A 14635-nucleotide genomic window follows, 5' to 3' on the forward strand; every position below is an offset into this window, starting at 1 on the left:
GGATTGATGCGTTCATACCAGCCTTCCATCTCGTATTGTGTGCAGAAGATAATGGAACCTTCCTTACAGCGGGTTTCGACAATCTCAAGCAGATCATAGGCTTCCTGTGGTTCCAGGGTGCGGATCAGCCATTCGTCGAGAATCAGCAGTTCAACCTTCTGATAGGTTTTGATGGTCTTTCTCAAGGTGCCACAACCCTTGGCAACACTCAGCTCATCCAGCAGTTCCGGCATCCGGATGTAGCGGACCGATTTGAATTTCCGGCAGGCGGCATTGCCCAGAGCATTGCTGAGGTAGGTTTTGCCATTATGTGAATCTTTACATAATGGCAATTATGCGAAGTTTTATGTTATGTAAAGTCGAAAGCGAAAATCATTGATAGCATCTCTTTTTTCCGCCTTTAACTTTACATAATAATTACTCATTTGCAAATGTTTTTTAGCCATACCATCAGATTTTTATCATCGTTCCAGTCCGGTTGCATTGGAGCTTCTGCGTTTACATAAGCAGCTTCAAGAGCTTTACGTTTTGTTTCCGAATCGGCTTTTGCATAAATTTCCGTGGTTGTAATACTTACATGTCCTAAGAAATCGCGTATATAAATTAAATTTATATTTGACTGCAACAAGTGCATGGCTTTGGTATGTCGAAATACATGGGGAGTAACCTTCTCGGGAAAAATGATCTCGGTATTGTTCTTGGCTGCATCTACATACTTCTGTATAATATATGTAATACCTGCTCGCGTCAGTCGTTCATTCCTGCTATTAAAAAATAACGGCGAATCTAGTTTTTGGGGTATTTCCCAAAACTGCTGCTCCTTTAAATATTGAACCAGCATCTTGTTTGTCCGACTCATTAAAGGTATACTTCGTATTTTTCTACCCTTTCCCAAAAGGGTAATGGTGGCCGGGGCTGATGTTCGAACGTCCTTTACAGAAAGATTGATTAGTTCCTGAACACGGGCACCGCTATCATAAAGCAGTGTGAGAAGCATTAGGTCTCTGCGACCATGTTTTGTTGAAATATCCGGTTCATTCAAAAGTACAGACATCGCTTCAACGGAAAGATAAGTCATGTTTTCGTGAGTGCATTTTTTTGATGGTATTGCCATGATCTTCTGGAGTTCAAAGAGATTTTCAGGAAGCTCCGTTTCAACATATCGCACAAACGCATGAATACAGGCAAGTCGCTGATTTCGTGTAGAAACAGAGCAATTTCTCTCTTTTTCCAGCCAGTCAAGAAAACCTGAAATCAGTTCAGTATTGAATTGTTTCATAGACAGACGCTCAATCCGGTTGCCGGCGGTGCTTTGGTAATACTGTAAAAACAAACGAAACGTATCGCTATAGGAACTGACGGTGTTTGAACTGACATTTCTCAGAGTCGGCAGATACGATCCAAGGAATGAGGTCAGATATCTGGCAAAATCAGTTGTCTTCATCAATATCCACCTCAGGTATGACCCAACCATAGTCAACATCCAAAGTATTTACAATATCCGGATACAATTCTGCTGTCAGACGTAGGTAATACTGGCTACTTCGAATACCGGAATGCCCCATGTATGCGGACAGGTAAGGAAGGGCCGTAGTCAAATCTTTTCCGCTTCGAACCCAGTTTCTCAGGCAATGTACTGCAAAAGTGTGACGAAGATCGTGAACTCTCGGTCCTTTTCCACGCCCACCATGGGATATGCCAGCAGTTTTGAGAATCAACCGATATGGATGATAGATATCTTTTAAAGATGTGCCTTGACTATTGAAAAAGAAATGCTCTGATTGTTGCCATTGTCCATAACTACGAATATATCTGTCATAATTTTGACTTTGTTGTAATATTGTTTCATTAAGGGGGATGAAACGTTCCTTTTTAAACTTCGTTTCACGGATATGGAGGATACCGGTATCAAGATCAACATCATTCTTTTTCAACTGCATAAGTTCGCTACTTCGCATGCCGGTGCTGTATAGCATCTTCAAGATCAGTGTATACTGCCTGCTTCGAAATGGATACTTCTCTGTATCACTCATTTTAGCTGCCGATTGGAAAAGTTCTGCCAGTTCATCATTGGTAAAAATATGTGGCTCGTAGGTGTCGTTTAGAAATATTCGTGATTCCACCGAATAAACATAGGCCTGATAACCAAGTCGAATCATATAATCTGCCAGACCCCGTATAACACCAATGCGATATTGGCGGTTCTTTTCTGTCTCATAAACTGTTTTGGAAATCCAGATTTTCACAAGTGCTTCATCCAGTTGCGGTTTTGTATATCCCTCCTGTTCTGCAAGGCGAATAAATCGGTTTAATACTTGCTCATTTTTGTCATACTTAAATCCGAGGCTACGTTTTTCTTCAATGTAGTGTGATACAACCTTCTCAAGCGTTAACGGTTTATTCATCTATCAAACACCTCCTCGGGATTGAGCGCACATTCTCTCAAGCGGGCATAATCGATATGCAGATAAATTTCCGTAGATTTGAGATTGGAATGGCCCAGAATTTCTGATATAACAGGAAGTGGTATATTTTCCTCAAGGAGAGTACTCGCCAGTGTATGTCTCAAAGAATGCATTCCCAATGGTGTTTCTCTTGTAACCGGAATACCGGCTTCCCTGATATATTTTACAAGAATCCTGCTTAACGCTGAATTCGGAGTAAATGCTTCAAAAGGAGCAACATGCCTGACGAATACATACTCGGATTTTGTTCTCGGGCGGCCAGTTTTTAAATAATCAATCAAAGCCCATCCAACATCACGAAGAAGGGGAAACGATACGGGATTGCCTGTTTTGTGCTGAATTATCTGGATTGTACTGTCATGCCATTGCAGATTTTCGAGCTTAAGATTTTTAATATCTGAACATCGAAGACCATATCTTGCTACCATTAAAAGAATCGCATAATCCCGCTTTCCGGTAGGGTTTCCACGGTCTATGCATGAAAGAACTTTTGTCACCTCCTCAGTTTTCCATGTTTTTGGCATCGCTGGCGCATAGTAGTTTTTGATTTTTGGAAGGGAATCCGCCATATTCTGAGAAGTCAGTTCATTCAGGTAAAGATATTGAAGAAAACAACGAATCGCTACCATAGTTGAAGTCACTGACTTACTTGAATAATTGATGAATGTTCTGATATATTCTGCAAGTATTGTTGCATCGATACGATTGCAGTCATCAATCCCATGCTCATTCAGATAAAAAATAAAATGTCTGATGCGATTCATTCTGCTATAGTTTCCCTGTTCGGACAGATTTCTGCTTTTGCATTCTTCAAGGTAACCATTGAAGGCAGTCTGAAACTGTTTCGGGCAAACGGATGCCGCAGTCGGACCAAGCTTCCTGCGAAGAATAATCCCATGGATTTGATAATCCCCCAATACGCGAATATAGCGTACCTGTACACAGATCTTTTTTGTTGGTGAATTCTCGTGGATAGTATCATGTGTACAACCATAGTTTTCCAACAAAAACGAGCTTCCAAGATTCTCGGTGAAATAGACTTCGTTTCGCTCATTCGCAAAATTTAGAAATCGGCGGTAAAAACGCTGATAGTTGAGAATTGTTTGTTTTGCGTAGTCCATTTCACGCATTTTTTGAAGAACTGTATCAATCAATTCTTCAAGGGTTAATAATCCTTCCATTGTTTACATCCTCCTATAGAAATATTTGAGCTCTGCTCTAAATACATTCTATAGGGTTATGTAAAGTTCAAGACAAAAAAACTCTGATTTTTAGTGATTTCTGCCCTCAACTTTACATAACGCATGACTTTACATAATTGCCATTATGTGAATCTTTACATAAGGGTAAAACCCATCTGGCCGTAGGGTTGGCGGTTTGTGCGATCAAAAGTGGCTATACCGCTTATTTTCTCAGTGCTCATGAACTGATTTCAATGATTCAGGAAAATATTGTTTCCGGGCGCATTCATCGCAAACTTAAAACACTGAATAAACCCAATATCCTGAATTGACAGTATTTTGAATTTAAAAATCCAGGCAGCAGAACAACAAAATATAAAAATCGCACTTGATTTGAGTATTCCCGAAAAAATGGACATATCATCATTTGATTTGGCGATAATTTTAGGAAACTTACTGGATAACGCTATTGAGGCCGTTGCTGAGTTGGAAAAAGAAAGACAGATAAAAACCAAAATAAACTATGATAAAGGGCGTTTAATTATTCTGGTGGAAAATCCCTATCAGGGTGAACGTGTAAAAGTCGGGAATCGTTATCTGACAACAAATAAAGAGCCAAGCCAACATGGTTTAGGCCTGGAAAATGTGAAAAGTGTTTTACAAAAATACGATGGGTCGATGGATATTAACCAGCGGAGTAATATCTTCTCGGTTTCCCTGCTGTTATTTGTTTAGATGATTGCTGCGAGCATGCTTTTAATAAGCTTGCACGTTTTTTATTTGAATAAAAAAACTTAGTTCACTACAAAAAAATATATTAATTTTAACATAATCTGGCACAAGTGAAAATATATGGTAGATTTAGGACATGAAAGATAAAAAGAGGAGGTTGCTTTGAAAAATCTATTATTAAAGTGCTGTCGGGTGATTGCAGCTATGGCGTTGGTCGGGTGATTGCAGCTATGGCGTTGATGGTAACAACGTTAAACGTCAATACGGCCTGCTGGTTTTTTATGCACCAGCCAAAACTCCCGGAGGGTGCAGAAAAACTCAAAAAGTTCAAGTGAAAAGTGCAATGACGGAGAGAATCACAGATATCCTTATTAGCAATGAAATCATCATAGCAGAGAACAGAAATTTATATACCTATGGTTTACAGCAAGGACTGTTGATGATCCTCAATGTTGCTACGATTATTGGAATCGGAATTGTGTTAAACATGGTGTGGGAAAGTATTATCTTTCTTTTAACATTTGTGCCACTTCGTTTCAACGCCGGTGGTTACCATGCAAAAACACAGCTAAGATGCTATTTGTATTCAGTCGCAATGATTACAGCCACTTTGATGGGTATTAAGATTATCCCCTGGACGGGGATTATTTGTATAGCTCTGACACTATTTGTGGGAACAATCATCTTTTTCCTTGCGCCAGTGGAGGCTGCAAATAAACCGTTAGGTCAAGTCGAAAAAGCTGTGTATAAAAAAAGAACACGTTTCACTTTGGTTGTGTTTGTGTTTCTGGTTTTGCTATTTTGTTATATTGGTCAATTAGTGATTTCAGTTTGTATAATGATGGGAATTGTTATAGTTGGGATTGTGCTTGTGTTGGGAAGAGTGACGAGTTAATTACAAAGAAGTATTTAACACAAAAAGTAAAATTGAAAACATACGTAGGAAGATTGGTTGGTGGAAATTGAGTTTTTAATGATCATGAATCATTGATGTATTTAATAAGTTAATAAAAATAAGAGCTTAAGTTTTACTGCTAATAATACGAATTCAGAAATAGATTATTTTGAGGAGGTTAAAATAAAGTCGTTTTTAGAAAGATTATTCGGTTTGGATGGTATTTGTTCTTTTAAAGAGAGAGGAAAACAAATAAAATGGAAAAATGTAAATTTAGAAATTTAATAATTGGTTTAGTATTATTTGCGTTTTTGTTGAGCATGTCTTCGGTACACGCAATGGATAATTCTTCAGAACGAATTGACGAAATAGCAAATTTGAAAACTGGCAATATTGTTTTAACAGAGGAATATACAGGGAAAACCGTCTATGTTGAACCATCTGTAATTTCGGAACCGGAGGTTATTTCTTCAAATCAAAATCAACTTTTGTCAGTTATGGGTATTGAAGAAACTACAACTGAATACAAACAAGATATACAGGCAGAAATCCCAACATTAGCAACATTATTAAGTACAACTGATAATGTTGTGATATCTAATGCTGAGAGGTACGACTCTACTTATAGTATGACTGCTTATGTAACTGTTTATTTTCAAAGACAAAATATAACTGCAGGACAGTATAGTACAACACAAGAAAAAATTACAAAAGTTTCTGTATCTTATAAAGTTTCTGACAGTAACACTTGGTTTACAAATGCTTATGTTGGATATTTATCTAAAGGGCATCAATTACTGAATAATGGGAATTTCACGTATAATGAAGGCTATGACGATAAGCTTATAACTAATTCTCCTAGGTCTTGTAGTTATGCGGAAATAGTTGCTAATAAATCCGTTTGGGTTGATAAAAATGAATCAACACCGACAAATCGAGGAATTTTATATGGAACTCTTTACAATTCATCTAGAAATAGATCTTGGCTTGTAAAGTGTCCAGTAGACCTTAATGATAACTATGCACCTGGCGAACTCAATTAGGTAGCTTAATATCCAATATTTCTTTACTGAGCTTTTTTCTTAACATAGTATACTGTCGTGTTACATTAATTACTCTCATATAGGAGTAATTAATGTAACACGACAGTATTTATATGAATTTTTGGGGAGATACCACAACAATATCGTAAGTTAGTTCCAATCAATCCGCGTTAGTACCTATAGTTCTAATCCACCATTGTTTTCTTTGATTATACAAGAAGACATTCTGATCTATCAGGATTGTTGTGTGCACTGCCAGGTGACTCTGTGCCCTTAGCTGCGCAGAATGCTTTTTGTTTGAGTAATTATAATGTTTAGTTTTGATTTAAACAAATCGGAATCATAAAAAACTAAACTCCAGTTTTATTGAAGCCAGGCGACGGGCAGGTTGGTTTTTACATCCGCAATATTCAATTTTTACGTACATTGCATGAATCAGTTCTGCTTGCTATAATAAACTAAGTACATAATCTGAGGAGATTAAGTAGTATTTTTAAAATGAGGAGTCTGTAGTGAAATATTTTGAAATATTAAAACCATATCTGATTATAATCATCCTTTTTATTTATGTCATAGTTATTGGTAATGGGAAGTCTGTAGACCAATCTTTATTTTATGAAGTAATTATTAGACCAATTGAAGGTGCATTATTTGGTACATTTCTGTATATGTTAAATCTACGAGATTCAAAAATGACTTTCAAATTAAAATTTCATTATTTAATAATTGCCTTAATTTTGGTCTTGATTTATTATTCACGATACATCTCAATGTTAGCTTTTTATGCAAATTATTCGATTGAAGTGCCATATTTATTAATTACTTCACCGATTATATTATATATTTGTCCTGTACTAGTCGGTTACTATCTATCTAAAGGATTAATTTCAGAAAATATTCATTTTATCAAGAAATAGAGATTAATATCATATCTTGTGATGAATGTTTGATCAGTTATACTTAAAAACATTCTGGCGGCAAGAGAAATAATCTTTGACTGGTGAACAAAGAGCGGGAAATTTAAAAAACGTTTTTTATTTCGGATTTCCTGATGTTTTTATCATCTTTCGTAGCCATATATCCGAAATTCCTGCTGGTGGTCTGAGAATTAATCCAGTGCAATTCGTAGGAAACGTAGGTGTAATCTGGCTAATTCTATTTTATTTGTCTAAAGTGTTTCGAAAGCTAGTGTTGATGGGAAGAAAAAAGAAAGATGACGAAAGAAAGAAGGCATAGTATCATGAGATTTCTATTTGAAAAAATTCCGGAAAACAACGACTTTGATCCTGAGAATGAGGGTTATCATGCCATCGATGAGCCAAGCTTTTTAAAACGTTGTTTGATGTCAATTCCAGTTATTCTCATTTCCATGTTTATTATTGGGCTGATGTTAAAGATCCGGCTGGGAGCGGATTATCATTTGAATATGACAAACAGTTGGCGAGACGTTTTTTTGTTCGTAGTTTTGATCCCAATTCACGAAATGCTGCATGTAATACTTTATCCGGATCGGATTTTGTTTACAGAATTTATTGGTGGTTATAAAGGGTCGATTTATCGATCATTTTTTGGCGATATAAAAAAGGAAAGGCTGTTATTACTGCTGATATTTCCGGTCATTATTTTAACGGTTATACCCGTTCTATTTTTAATGATCTCAACTATAAATAATCCTCTTTTGTCAAAAATTGTTATAATGAATATGGTTTTATCGAGTATGGATGTCCTGTCATTTTATGGGATTTTGACCAAAATTCCGGCGAATGCAAAAATTCGAAATAAAGAGACACGCTCATACTGGAAATTTTAATCGCGGAGGTACTTGAAAATGAAAAAACAATATTATCTGGATTTGGGACTACTAATCATAATCCTGGGATTATCGGTTTACTTATTGTTTCAGGTTGATAATCCTATTGACACCATAATTTTGATTGGCTTTGCCGTCATATTCACCTATATCAATCGAAGATTTAGAATTATCTTTAAATATCCCTATGAGGGTAAGCTAAGTATTGGCAATTATTCCGGCTATTTTCAAATTCTGTTGGGAAAGCTGTTGTACATCATTGGCCTATTAAGTCTTACAAATGCGGATTTTGATAAGCCGCATCATTTAATTATCTACGGTTTTATTCCCGTAATCTGGTATCTATCGATCTTCCACAATACGGCTTATATCTGTAACAATTATTTAATCTACAATTTTTCAAGGGTTATTGATATCAAGGATATTGACCGGTACGAGACGAAGAAAAAAACGTTGGATATATATTCTCTAGTTGTCCATATGAAAAACAAAGAAGTGCTTAAACTGGGCCTGAATGATTTTAATTATCACAAATTAAAATTGCTGATTGAGTAATAAGAACTGCACCAGACAGAATTATAAAAGGGGAGAAAAGTCTGCCCAGCCCTGGTTGCGGCAGTAGCAGACGGTGTTGTTCAGACAAGGAGAATGATGATATGAAGGAAAAAATGATAAACGTTGCTTTAATGATCGGGTATCTGCTATTTTTTATACTGATGGATACTTGGGTCATATCCATCCAGAACAGCTTTAATACGATGGAATCGCTGAGTTATGGTTTTTATTCAAGTCGCTATTGGGGGATGATGCTGATTGGTTTTTTAAAATGGTTTATGCTTGGCTTTCTGCTGCATTTTATGAGTAAGAGTGGAAAGCTGCGACTTAAAGTTGATCTATTCTATGTTGTGATTGCGCTTATAGGTGCAGCGATATATTTTATGATACATCTAGGTATCCTTGTGCCAATGCCAGCGATTATTTATAGTGAAAAATTTATGACCCAATTAATATGCCTGATTCCGATTTTATCTGGATTCTTTATGTTTGAGAGTTTGTTTTCAGGTAGGCTGGCTGCAAGCACCGACCAATAAATTATAATGATGGATAGCTGAAAAATAGTGAAGCGTTTTTATAGAAAGGAAGCCCTTGTTTTGCGAATTTTAGAAAAGATTTATCCGTATCTGGTTATACCATCAATGATAATCTATATAGGTATTATTGAAAAGGTGAAATTTGTAGTAAAGAATAGTCCGATCGATTCAAACTTTAATTCAACCTTGCCATTTTTTTTCAGTGATGTTTTTTTCTTTATGGCTATTACGCTGCCTCTGATTAGCATGATGTTTGGAATGTTGTTAGAATTATTGACCAGAAAACCAGCAACACTTAAAATTAAAATAAACGGACCGTTTCTGATTATTGCATTTATTGTTGGCTTTTTATATTATATGCCTTACACACCGGCAGCTATTCTTTTTTCATATATGAATTTCAACTCGGCTTTGATTACAAATGCGCCAGCTTTCTATCTCATCCCGACCCTGGCTGGATTTTATTTGACAAGAGGCTTATTTGCTTCAAAAGAGAGTGCAATGACAAACTTTGATTAATGATTATACGCTTTAGCAGAACAATGGTGATAGAAGCACACAATAACCTCTCGCTCCGGCATTTGTCGGAGCTTTTTTTAGTCTATACAAAAAAAAGCGGCTGTGGGATAATAAACAAAACGGATACGAGTGAGGACACCCAAATGAGAATATTACATACCGCCGATTGGCATTTAGGCAAAAATATTGAAGGTCATAGCCGGATGGATGAGCAGGCCTGCTTTCTGGCGGACTTTGTTAAAATCGTCAAGGACGAAAAAATAGATCTGCTGATCATCGCCGGGGATGTTTATGACAGCTATAATCCACCAGCCCGGGCCGAAGAATTGTTTTATGAGACCCTAAAGCAATTGTCCGACGGTGGCAAACGGCTGATTCTGGTGATTGCTGGCAATCACGACAATCCCCAGCGGCTTGAAGCGCCGGGACCGTTGGCCCGGGATCATGGTATTCTGATGGCCGGAGTACCCAAAACGATCATCCCCACCGGGGCTTACGGCCAGCATCAGGTGGTGGAAGCGGGAGAAGGTTATGTGGAACTGGAGATCAACAGCGAGCGGGCCGTGATTCTGCTCTTGCCCTATCCCAGTGAAAAACGGCTCAATGAGGTTTTATATGATCTGACCACCGCCGAAGACGAAAATCAAAAGTCCTACAGTGATCGGATTCACAGCTATTTTTCGCAACTGGAGTGCCATTTCAGAGACGATACCATCAATCTGGTGACCACTCACATCTTTGCCATGGGCAGCGAGGAAGCCGGTTCAGAGCGAACCATTCAGCTGGGCGGCACCTATATTGTCGATGGCCAGTGCTTTCCCGAAAAAGCCCATTATATCGCATTGGGACACATTCATAAACCACAGGTAATTCCCGGTACCAATGGCCGGGGCCGCTATGCCGGGTCACCGATTCATTTTAACCGCCGGGAAATTGCCTACGGGAAAAAATGCATAATCGCTGAAATTGTTGTTAGCAATGGCGTTACAGTCAAAAATGAAATCAGTGAAATAGATCTGAAAGTATACAAGCCCATCGAAGTCTGGAAATGTGACAATGTCGATGATGCCATCGCCCGATGCGCGGCCAATGCGGATCGATCCTGCTGGGTTTATCTGGAAATTGAGACGGATCATTATATCCGGGAAGATGAAATCAAAAAAATGAAGGCCCATAAGAATGATATTCTGGAAGTAATCCCCCGGCTGACCACTTTAGAAACTGAGGCTAGCCTGGAAGCCTTGACAGAGAAATCCTTTGGCGATGTCTTTAAAGAATTTTACCGCCGGGAACGGGGCACCGAAGCCGATGATGAGGTGCTGGAACTGCTGCTGTCGCTGGTTGTTGAGGAGGATAAACAATGAGACCGATAAGGCTAAAAATTAAAGGCATTAACAGTTTTCAGGACGAACAGCAAATTGATTTTGAAACCCTGACCGAGGCGGGTATTTTTGGCATTTTTGGCCCTACCGGTAGCGGTAAATCGACGATTCTCGATGGCATTACCCTGGCGCTTTATGGCAAGCTGTCCCGCAACAGCTCCAATTACATCAATGTCAACGACGACAAGGCCAGTGTCGTCTATGAGTTTGTCATCGACGGTGCGGAGGAAAAAACCTATCAGGTCAGTCGGGAGTTTAAGCGCAATAAAAACGAAGGCATCAATCAGGGAAAATGCCAGTTATTGGAATTAAGACCGCAAGGGCCGCTGGTGTTGGCGGATAAAACCACCGAGGTGACCAATGCCTGCGAGGAAATCATTGGCCTGGGTCTGACCGATTTTACCCGAACCGTGGTGCTGCCCCAGGGTAAATTCAGCGATTTTCTGAAGCTGGAGGGCAAGCCCCGCCGGGATATGCTGGAGCGGCTGTTTAATTTGTCCAAATATGGGGATGATCTTGCCAATCGGCTCAAGTCCGAGCGGATCAGGGAAGTGGAAAAGCAAAACCAAATCCTCGGCAGCATGAATACCTATGAGGGTGTTACTCCGGAAGCGCTGGCCGAAAAAAAGCACAGTTATGAAGAAAATCAGCGCCAGCTTCAAACAAACCGGGAAAAGTTTAATACGCTCGATATCCAGTTGTTAGAAGCAAAAAAATTAATGGCCTTGCTGGCAGAGCAAAAAGATACCAAAGCAGCACTTACGGACCTGGAAGCGAGAAGTGCTGAAATAAAAAGCAAGGAACAGCAACTGCGGCTGGGAAAAAAGGCATTAGAGGTGCGTCCCTTTCTGGAAGCCTTTGAAACGCTAAAAACCCAGGTTGAAAGGGGTCGGCGCAGCCTGGCTGACAGCGAAGAAAAGCTGTCCCAATTGTTTGATGAAAAAGAGACATGTGAAAAAAGCTTTAATCAAACCGATAACTATAAAACCGAAAACCTCTTCAAATTTCAGAGCAAGCTGGAAAAGGTGGATGATGCCATTGGCTGGAAACAAGCTCAGCTGGCCCTGGATAAAGAAATTCGTGAGATGAATAAAAAAATGGATGAGGCGAATCATCAAAAAATCAACCTGGAAAATGACAAGACCAGGTTGCAGGAAGAACTGGAAAAAGAAAAAAAACAACTGATTGCCCAGCGACGGGAAGAAAAACAATGTCGGATCGAACCGGACTATCGCCAAAAAATCACCCGGGGGATGGCCGTTACCGAAGAAATAATCCGATTAAAAAATGAAATAGCGGACGATCAAATACGCCTTAATAAAAACCAGACTGAGATCAATACATTGCTTGAAAGCGAGAAGAACCTGGAAGCGCAGAAGCAGGTAAAAGAAGCCGAGCAAGCAGTTGTTGAGCAGGAGCTTATTGCTCTCGAAAAGGCCCGGCCAGCGAGCTGGGATAGTATCGGAAAGGAAAAGGAAGCGGCGCTTCACTGCCAGAATCTTTTTCTTAAACAACAACAGGCAAATGCAAGTATGATTGCGTTGGAAAGTCAGATCGATGCCCTGATTCAGACCATTGGGACAAAAAAGGCGGCGGAAAAGCTGTTAAAAGAAAAGATGGCAGCAGTGGAAGAAGAACTGATCCAGCTGGAAAACAAGAATTTCGGCCTTAAACTAAGAGAATTGTTAAAGGATGGAAAACCCTGCCCGGTTTGCGGCGCAACAAAACATCCTTTCGCCGAGGATCGGGATGAATCGGATGACGCCATTCGCAAGGCGGTGATAAAAAAAGCCCACCAGCAACAGGAGCAGGAATTAAGCGAACTGACTGCTGAAATTGCCCAGCTAACCGGCAGTTTCACCACCTTGGTAGAAAATCAGAAGCAGCTAAAAACTGAAATTGCCAGTCTTGGTGAAGCGATACCCGAAGGACAGCCGGAATTGCTGGTGGCTGCCAATACGAAGCGGAGTCAGGAACTGGAAGTTTGGGAAGAACGTTTAAAAAAGCTGGAAGCCCGAAATCAGGAGGCCAAAAACCAGTTACTGAAGCTGGAAGGGGATCTTAAAGAAAAAAACGCAAGTCGGGAAGCGCTACTGCTTCAGACCCGGGAATTGGAAGTGCTTAAAAGCAAAAAAGAAACAGCTTGTGCAGAGCTGGAGACAGAAGGGGCGGAATTAAGAAAGCAGCTCAAGGTTAATAAAGCTTATGATTTTTACGCCGCCAATGAAACCATAAAAAAGCTCGATCAGCGTCGCAGCGAATTGATGGATCATCTTGAAAAACTGGAAACGGCCGTTAATGACCAACAGCAACAGCTGGAAAAACAGAGTGAAGTCATTCATGGGGTCAACCGACAGGTTCAGGAATTTTTGCTGCTGATCGGCCAAAAGGCTCAGCAGTTTAAGGAAAAGAAAAGTGCCATTGAGGAAAAACTGGGAAAAGACTACCCATTGCCTGAGCTGGATGAACTGAAAAATAAGTTTCAAGGTAATATAAAATGGATCGAAAACGCCTGGAATACGGCCAGAACAAAGCTGGATGCGGCGCGGGAAGCCTACGAGAAAACACAGGAAATGGTAACCATTCAAAAAGCAAATCTGACAACGCTGGAAAGCCAATACGATATCACCGCGGCAGGGTTAAAAAAACAACTGATGGCGCATGGCTTTCTTGATTTGATCGCCGCTTTAAACGCCTGTATCCCGGATCAAACCATTAAAAATCTGGAAATGGAAATAGAGGGTTATCGTCAGAGTCACACCAAATTAGCGGGCAGGCTGGAAGATCTGAACCAGAAAATTAATGGCCGGGAAATGACCGATGTCGCCTATGCTGAGATTTGCTCGGTTCATCAGCGCCTGGAAGCAGATATCGAAACACAGAAAGTTCTGGATATCCGCTTAAAAGCCAGTGTTGATGAGCTGGAAAAGCGACTGGCTGAATTGGCGAGCTATTTAGAGCAAAAGGAACAGGTGGATCACCGGCTGGGCCTGATAGCTGATCTGGAGAAATTGTTTTCGGGCAAGCGATTTGTCGAATTTGTGGCCGTTTCCCGACTTAAGTACATCTCCATTGCGGCATCCAAACGGCTCACTGAGATCAGCAACGGTAATTACGGACTGGAAGCTGACGATGAGGGGAAATTCATTATCCGGGACTACAAAAATGGCGGCGCGGCCCGGGACGCCTCAACCCTGTCCGGTGGGGAAACCTTTCTGGCCTCATTAGCATTGGCGCTGGCGCTGTCCGCCGAAATCCAGTTAAAAGGACGGGCCCCGCTGGAATTTTTCTTTCTCGATGAGGGTTTTGGTTCGCTCCATGAAGATGCCCTGGAGGTGGTGATGAATTCCATCGAAATGCTGCATAACGATCGCCTGAAGGTGGGGATCATCAGCCATGTGGAATCGATCAAGAACCGGATGCCGGTTAAACTGCTGATTACCCCCGGTGAAGCCGGTGTTGGCGGCAGCAAGGTACGAATTGAAAAATAAATGGATTAAAATATAAAAGGACAACA

At 40.0% G+C, this 14635-nt stretch carries 16 protein-coding genes; 12 read left to right on the plus strand and 4 right to left on the minus strand.

What is annotated here, in order from left to right; all coding sequences use genetic code 11:
- The 4 genes from ACWI_RS15695 to ACWI_RS15710 form a co-directional block, all read right to left on the minus strand.
- Positions 1-332 (minus strand): ATP-binding protein (locus tag ACWI_RS15695; RefSeq protein WP_175440965.1); only part of this gene is annotated, 332 nt, incomplete at its 3' end.
- Positions 333-421: 89 nt separating this feature from the next.
- Positions 422-1444 carry a site-specific integrase gene (locus ACWI_RS15700; RefSeq protein WP_070372397.1) on the minus strand — a complete coding sequence of 341 codons (1023 nt, stop codon included), beginning with the start codon at positions 1442-1444 and terminating at the stop codon, positions 422-424.
- Entirely contained in the window at positions 1431-2405 is a 975-nt protein-coding gene (locus ACWI_RS15705) for a tyrosine-type recombinase/integrase (protein WP_070372398.1), read from the minus strand. Before ACWI_RS15705 ends, ACWI_RS15700 begins: the two co-directional genes overlap by 14 nt.
- A complete protein-coding gene (locus ACWI_RS15710; protein ID WP_070372399.1) occupies positions 2402-3646 on the minus strand; it encodes a site-specific integrase in 1245 nt (414 codons plus the stop codon). The genes ACWI_RS15705 and ACWI_RS15710 overlap by 4 nt, the downstream gene beginning before the upstream one ends.
- A 137-nt stretch (positions 3647-3783) precedes the next feature.
- On the opposite strand from ACWI_RS15710, the gene ACWI_RS15715 reads away from it, so the two are divergent.
- The 12 genes from ACWI_RS15715 (at position 3784) to ACWI_RS15775 (ending at position 14609) form a co-directional block, all read left to right on the plus strand.
- A complete protein-coding gene (locus tag ACWI_RS15715) occupies positions 3784-3978 on the plus strand; it encodes an ATP-binding protein (RefSeq protein WP_070372400.1) in 195 nt (64 codons plus the stop codon).
- A gap of 7 nt (positions 3979-3985) precedes the next feature.
- Positions 3986-4381, plus strand: coding sequence for an ATP-binding protein (locus ACWI_RS15720; protein WP_070372401.1), 396 nt, complete (start codon positions 3986-3988; stop codon positions 4379-4381).
- A 236-nt stretch (positions 4382-4617) separates the two neighbouring features.
- On the plus strand, positions 4618-4713 hold the full coding sequence (locus ACWI_RS18640) for a cyclic lactone autoinducer peptide (RefSeq protein WP_341465164.1): 96 nt from the start codon (positions 4618-4620) through the stop codon (positions 4711-4713).
- A gap of 8 nt (positions 4714-4721) precedes the next feature.
- Positions 4722-5273 (plus strand): accessory gene regulator B family protein, encoded by a 552-nt coding sequence (locus ACWI_RS15730; RefSeq protein WP_070372498.1) that lies wholly within the window; start codon positions 4722-4724, stop codon positions 5271-5273.
- 257 nt (positions 5274-5530) lie between these two features.
- Entirely contained in the window at positions 5531-6316 is a 786-nt protein-coding gene (locus ACWI_RS15735) for a hypothetical protein (protein WP_070372403.1), read from the plus strand.
- Positions 6317-6828: 512 nt separating this feature from the next.
- Complete coding sequence (locus tag ACWI_RS15740; protein WP_070372404.1) at positions 6829-7233, plus strand: hypothetical protein; 405 nt, start codon at positions 6829-6831, stop codon at positions 7231-7233.
- Positions 7234-7529: 296 nt separating this feature from the next.
- Positions 7530-8126 (plus strand): DUF3267 domain-containing protein, encoded by a 597-nt coding sequence (locus tag ACWI_RS15750; protein WP_084633755.1) that lies wholly within the window; start codon positions 7530-7532, stop codon positions 8124-8126.
- An 18-nt stretch (positions 8127-8144) separates the two neighbouring features.
- Positions 8145-8681, plus strand: coding sequence for a hypothetical protein (locus ACWI_RS15755; protein ID WP_070372407.1), 537 nt, complete (start codon positions 8145-8147; stop codon positions 8679-8681).
- Between the two features lie 101 nt (positions 8682-8782).
- On the plus strand, positions 8783-9217 hold the full coding sequence (locus tag ACWI_RS15760) for a hypothetical protein (protein WP_070372408.1): 435 nt from the start codon (positions 8783-8785) through the stop codon (positions 9215-9217).
- A gap of 60 nt (positions 9218-9277) precedes the next feature.
- Positions 9278-9736 carry a hypothetical protein gene (locus tag ACWI_RS15765; RefSeq protein WP_070372409.1) on the plus strand — a complete coding sequence of 153 codons (459 nt, stop codon included), beginning with the start codon at positions 9278-9280 and terminating at the stop codon, positions 9734-9736.
- A 143-nt stretch (positions 9737-9879) separates the two neighbouring features.
- Positions 9880-11100 carry an exonuclease SbcCD subunit D gene (locus ACWI_RS15770; RefSeq protein WP_070372410.1) on the plus strand — a complete coding sequence of 407 codons (1221 nt, stop codon included), beginning with the start codon at positions 9880-9882 and terminating at the stop codon, positions 11098-11100.
- Positions 11097-14609, plus strand: coding sequence for an AAA family ATPase (locus ACWI_RS15775; protein ID WP_070372411.1), 3513 nt, complete (start codon positions 11097-11099; stop codon positions 14607-14609). The genes ACWI_RS15770 and ACWI_RS15775 overlap by 4 nt, the downstream gene beginning before the upstream one ends.
- Positions 14610-14635: the final 26 nt, after the last annotated feature.

The organism is Acetobacterium wieringae (genome assembly GCF_001766835.1).
Classification (GTDB): Bacteria; Bacillota; Clostridia; order Eubacteriales; family Eubacteriaceae; genus Acetobacterium; species Acetobacterium wieringae.

Excerpts from the sequence above, each read along its gene's own strand:
- ACWI_RS15700 (WP_070372397.1), bottom strand. The coding sequence starts at position 1,444 with ATGAAGACAACTGATTTTGCCAGATATCTGACCTCATTCCTTGGATCG.
- ACWI_RS15705 (WP_070372398.1), bottom strand. The coding sequence starts at position 2,405 with ATGAATAAACCGTTAACGCTTGAGAAGGTTGTATCACACTACATTGAA.
- ACWI_RS15710 (WP_070372399.1), bottom strand. The coding sequence starts at position 3,646 with ATGGAAGGATTATTAACCCTTGAAGAATTGATTGATACAGTTCTTCAA.
- ACWI_RS18640 (WP_341465164.1), top strand. The coding sequence starts at position 4,618 with ATGGTAACAACGTTAAACGTCAATACGGCCTGCTGGTTTTTTATGCAC.
- ACWI_RS15730 (WP_070372498.1), top strand. The coding sequence starts at position 4,722 with ATGACGGAGAGAATCACAGATATCCTTATTAGCAATGAAATCATCATA.
- ACWI_RS15735 (WP_070372403.1), top strand. The coding sequence starts at position 5,531 with ATGGAAAAATGTAAATTTAGAAATTTAATAATTGGTTTAGTATTATTT.
- ACWI_RS15750 (WP_084633755.1), top strand. The coding sequence starts at position 7,530 with ATGACGAAAGAAAGAAGGCATAGTATCATGAGATTTCTATTTGAAAAA.
- ACWI_RS15755 (WP_070372407.1), top strand. The coding sequence starts at position 8,145 with ATGAAAAAACAATATTATCTGGATTTGGGACTACTAATCATAATCCTG.
- ACWI_RS15760 (WP_070372408.1), top strand. The coding sequence starts at position 8,783 with ATGAAGGAAAAAATGATAAACGTTGCTTTAATGATCGGGTATCTGCTA.
- ACWI_RS15770 (WP_070372410.1), top strand. The coding sequence starts at position 9,880 with ATGAGAATATTACATACCGCCGATTGGCATTTAGGCAAAAATATTGAA.
- ACWI_RS15775 (WP_070372411.1), top strand. The coding sequence starts at position 11,097 with ATGAGACCGATAAGGCTAAAAATTAAAGGCATTAACAGTTTTCAGGAC.